Source organism: Moorena sp. (genome assembly GCF_982860115.1).
On sequence record NZ_CEYLVT010000350.1, the window covers coordinates 268 to 5,329 of the forward strand.

Genomic DNA, 5,062 nt, shown 5'->3' on the forward strand with positions numbered 1-5,062 from the left:
TGGGCATCCTGCCCGCGCGAAGAATCAATATCAGTAGAGTGGGCATCCTGCCCGCGCGAAGAATCAATATCAGTAGAGTGGGCATCCTGCCCGCCCGGAAATATTGATAACAGGCAAGATGCCTGTTCTACCAAGATGCCTGTTCCACCAACATGCCTGTTCCACCAACATGCCGATTCTACAAAACTCTTAAAATCATTCTATTATTAAACAATGCCCATAAGCTGATAGCTGATAACTGAAACCATCAGCTGATAACTGATAGCTGATAGCTGATAGCTTACCTCCCTACTCCCTAATTCATCAGTACCAAATTATCCCGATGAACCACAGTTTCTGCCCCCTTGTAACCCAAAATAGTCAGGATTTGTTCGGATTTATGCCCTCGAATCTTATGTAATTCATTACTGTTATAATTGACTAATCCCCTAGCAATTTCCGTACCATTGCTATCACATAGCTCTACCGCATCTGATGATCGAAAATCCCCCTCTATAGCAGTAATCCCAGCTGCTAATAGAGATTTGCCCCCATCACAAATTGCCTTTATCGCTCCATTATCAAGATAAAGTTTCCCTACCGGCACTAAACTGTAAGCAATCCAGTGCTTGCGGGCTTTATTGGTTTGAGCTTGGGGGGCAAACTGGGTGCCCAGGGATTCTCCCTGTAAAATTCTTTCAATGTTATCTGGACGTCGTCCTTCAGTGATTACAGTTCTGACCCCAGCATTGGTAGCAATTCGGGCAGCAGCAACTTTGGTTACCATCCCACCAGTGCCCCAACCAGAGCCTGAGTCATCAGCTTGTACCTCTAGTTCAGCTAATTCCTCAATGCTGTTGATTGAAATAATTGGTTCAGCATCCGGTACCTTACGGGGGTCTGCTGAGTAAAGTCTATCCACATCAGTTAGTAAAAACAACCAATCCGATTCAATCAAACTAGCGACTAGGGCGCTAAGGGTGTCGTTATCCCCAAATTTAAGTTCATCTACGGCTACCGTATCATTTTCATTCACCACTGGTATCACCCCCAGCTGAAGTAGCTCCCGAAAGGTAGCATAGGCATTGACATAGCAACTACGCTGAACAAAATCTCGGCGGCTGAGGAGAATCTGAGCGATAGGTTGGTTGAGGTTACTAAATAAGTCATCATATATCCGCATCAGCCGTCCTTGACCAACCGCTGCGATCGCTTGTTTGATAGGGAGTGTATTCGGTCGTGATATTAACCCCAGTCGCCCACAGCCAATACCCACAGCGCCAGAGGTAACCAGTACCACTTGATGACCTTCAGAACGCAGCCGAGTCAGTGTTTCCACTAGGGCGGCAATAGTGGATAGGGCCAGCTGACCTGTTGCTGGTTGGGTTAAACTAGATGTGCCGACTTTGACAACTATCTTTTGATTGGTCATTGGTCATTACTCTGGTTTCTGTTGATCATACCTCCGAGGGGGAATCAATGTCAGGGGTAGTGTTCCTCTGGTACCACTGCCAAGGATGTGACCTAAATCACATGATTTGGTTGTGTAACTTACAAGACATTCAGGTGAATATTGCTAAGCTTTTGGGAATCATAGGAATAAGAAGTACTTGATATCAGCCAGTATAGTTTCAGATTTAGGAACTATACTGGTAAACTTGAGCTACTTTGTCTAATCGACACACCCTAGAACCACAGAGGAATTCAGTCAGCTAATCACCTCTAACCAGTAACAATCCAGGTGAGATCGTTGGTGATTTTTAGTGTGACTCATGTGCTAAGGTGTGCTGTGCAAAGTGCTTGAATTCTAGCTAGAAAAGGTAAGGGGAAAGAGGACTTCGGCTAAGGGTACTTGACTATTCTAGCTTTACCTTTGCCCCTTCCTGGATTACCATACACTGACACCCTCTTCGTCAGAAAACCCTCACTGATGAACTAACTGCAAAAGCCTGCAAGGAAAAATTATGTCTAATACCCACAACTTATTCACTATTCGTTTTTGGGGCGTCAGAGGTAGTATTGCCTGTCCAGGACCAGAAACAGTTCGGTATGGAGGCAACACACCTTGTATAGAGATGCGAGTTGGTAGTGAGCGTCTAATTTTTGATGGTGGTACAGGGTTGCGAGTTTTAGGGCAGTCTCTACTCAAGGAGATGCCAGTAGAAGCTCATCTATTTTTTACCCACTCCCATTGGGACCATATTCAGGGTTTCCCTTTCTTTACCCCTGCCTTTATTAAAAGGAATTGTTTTCATATTTATGGAACCCGTGCTCCTAACGGTGCCACCATCGAGAATCGTCTAACTGATCAGATGACCCACCCAAATTTTCCCGTTCCCTTGCAAATTATGCAATCAAAAAAGGAGTTCCATGACCTTGAGGTTGGAGAAGCAGTCAAGATTGGTGAGATTACGATAGAAAATGCACCCTTGAACCATCCAGGTGAAGCCGTTGGCTATCGAGTTAACTGGCGAGGCTATTCAGCTGCTTACATCACTGACACAGAACATCTCGAAAAGGGTTTCGATAAAAATGTCCTGCAGCTGGCCCATAATGCGGACGTGATGATTTACGACGCTGCCTACACCGATGAAGAATACTACTCTGAAATATCGAGCAAAATGGGTTGGGGACATTCTACCTGGCAGGAAGCTATCAAAGTTGCACGAGCTGCTAATGCCAAAAAATTAGTCATTTTCCATCATGATCCCCTGCATAATGATGATTTTTTGGACCATATCGGAGAACAGGCTGTTAAGGAGTTTTCTAATACGGTTATGGCGCGGGAAGGTCTGGCAATTGAGCTAGTGGAATCCTCTAGGTCACATCTGCTTGAGCTTAAGGATGGGAAAATACCTCTGAGCAAAGTTTAATATAGTAATTATCAATGGGGTGAGGTACAAAATGCTGGGTTTTAGGGAACAGGGAGTAGGGAGTAGGGAGTAGGGCGAAGAAACTTGAATTTACCTCATAAGCATGATCAACAGTATGATCAACGCTATATCATTTCTAAAAATAAAATTGCCAATTACTAATTAACAATTAACTATCATAAAATAACTGACTTTAAAAGTGATTAACTGTAATTAACATCACATGCTTCTTATAGTTATAGGCGGTCTTTTTCCTGTAAAGACCGCCTATAAAGTTCTGCTGTTCTGCTGATAGTTTGTCAGCGGTCAGTGGTCAGCGGTCAGTGGTCAGGGGTCAGCTTCTTTTATTAAAAAGCTGTTTCCGTAGCTTGGCCAATAGCTGTTCGCGTAGCGTGCGCTAATCGCTGACCGCTGATAGCTGATAGCTGATAGCTGATAGCTGATAGCTGATAGCTTACTTATTATCTAAGCTGCAACTTGAGCTTCAGATACTTGGGGTGCTGCTTTTAGAGATGTTTGGAGAGATTCTAACTGAGCGGATAGGTTGTAGATTTGACTTTGGAGTGCTTCAACTAGCACAAGTTCTTTCGCCAGAACTTGAGGATTTCTGATGCTTGTGGATTGTTGAGATCCAGAAGAAATAGTCTTGATGCCGTCACGAATGGGGGTTCCCCGCTGTGGCTGACTGCATCCTTTGGTGTAGCCTAAGAAAGTTTGAGCAGAGGCAAACTGATAGATTCCAGCTTTTACCTTACTCTGCTGCCATGACATACCTAGGTTTTCAAGCACTGGTTCCTCGGTAATTACTAACGGTTCCATAACTTTTATCGGTTTCTCCATGACCACGGTCCCAGAAACCTCCTTTGCCATCGGTACGCTGGCACCTGAAGCAAATTTTACTTCTTCATAAGCGACCACATTATCTAGCTTCTGTTGCTTCTGTGTGTTCAGCTCAGATGTTGAAACTTGTAGTTGTTGAATTAACTTTTCCTTTTCCTGAAGAGCTTGCTCGATAGTGTCTAACTCAGACTCAATGGTAGCTGACTTCCGGGAAGAGTCCTGCCACCCAGCTAAAGTAGCATTAGAAATACCTACTCCCAAACTGATTAACATCGCTAGTCCCAAGTAAGGAGCTGCCGCATCCTTGACCTTACCATGGAAAAATAGTTCATCTTGGATGCGGATGGTGAGGGACTCTTCACCAAATATGGCTACAGGTAAGGTGAAGACACAAAAGAGTGTAGTTGAAATGAAGACTGGTGCCAAGATTAATTTTTGGATTGTAGACCCGTTCACAATTACTCCCTTAGGATAGCTACTTAAAACTCAATGACTAGTACCGTCAGCAGTCAGCAGTCAGCAGTCAGCAGTCAGCTTCAAATAAACCTCTAAGGAGAGAATTTAATACTTCGAGATTAATGAGAATTGAAAGTCTGGGTAAAATCCCATAACCTGAGATAACACAGATTAAACCAATGCTTACCTCTTGTCTTCAAAAGCTGATAACTGATAACTGATAACTGATAGCTGATAGCAAAATTAAAAATGCCAACTTAAAAACACTGATCCTGTTAGCTTTTCGTTGGTTTTGAACGGTAGCTTTATTGCCAGCGTTTTGTCCTAGTTTGAATCTCAGGGGTTTGCGATCGCATCTGCGTTATGTTAGCGATTGGGTATACGTCATGTTTGATTTAAGTCGAATCCTAGGGCAACTCCATAACTTTCCTTAACTTTTAGTTATCGACTGCTCTTGGTGAGGTCGGTAGATTATTTGTGTAGGGAGCAAAAAGCAGGAAAATACCTGGTACGGGACCTGTAATTTTACCTAGCTATTGAATTCACGACCAGTACTAGAACTTGTTTAAGGTAAGCATTTAATGATGAACCAATCTACATTCGATAAATCTTTCCTGACACCAATGGTGTTATCAACAATTATCTTTGCTCTTCTGAGCTTGCCCATAGTTTTGGTCGGAGCAAAGCCGATCTGTATGAATCTCCTACAGAATCGGATAGTTGATGGTAAACTGATCAATGCTGCGACGCGCTGATTAAGGTTTCACGAAACTGCTAAGAGGTGCAACTATTAGCCAGATATCTCACTAAGCCTTAGCAAACCTTACTAAAGTTGAGTATACTAGATTTAGTAAGGTTAACGGTCAATGAAAAAATATGTCACTCCAAAAGAGGCAGCCGAGCAGCTCGGAGTC

4 protein-coding genes are annotated in these 5,062 nt (G+C 43.3%); 2 read left to right on the plus strand and 2 right to left on the minus strand.

Annotated elements, in window-relative coordinates; genetic code table 11:
- Positions 1-295: 295 nt before the first annotated feature.
- The gene (gene proB, locus AC4II3_RS30990; protein WP_488016925.1) at positions 296-1,411 is read right to left on the minus strand and encodes a glutamate 5-kinase; all 1,116 of its coding nucleotides are present in this window, start codon (positions 1,409-1,411) and stop codon (positions 296-298) included.
- 532 nt (positions 1,412-1,943) lie between these two features.
- On the opposite strand from proB, the gene AC4II3_RS30995 reads away from it, so the two are divergent.
- Positions 1,944-2,852 (plus strand): MBL fold metallo-hydrolase, encoded by a 909-nt coding sequence (locus AC4II3_RS30995; protein WP_488016923.1) that lies wholly within the window; start codon positions 1,944-1,946, stop codon positions 2,850-2,852.
- 465 nt (positions 2,853-3,317) lie between these two features.
- Here the strand turns inward: AC4II3_RS30995 and AC4II3_RS31000 are convergent, their stop codons facing one another.
- Positions 3,318-4,148 (minus strand): hypothetical protein, encoded by an 831-nt coding sequence (locus AC4II3_RS31000; RefSeq protein ID WP_488006459.1) that lies wholly within the window; start codon positions 4,146-4,148, stop codon positions 3,318-3,320.
- 581 nt (positions 4,149-4,729) lie between these two features.
- Between AC4II3_RS31000 and AC4II3_RS31005 the strand changes: the two genes are divergently transcribed.
- Positions 4,730-4,903: a hypothetical protein gene (locus AC4II3_RS31005; RefSeq protein WP_488006461.1), complete on the plus strand. Its 174-nt coding sequence runs from the start codon at positions 4,730-4,732 to the stop codon at positions 4,901-4,903.
- The last annotated feature ends 159 nt before the right edge of the window (positions 4,904-5,062 follow it).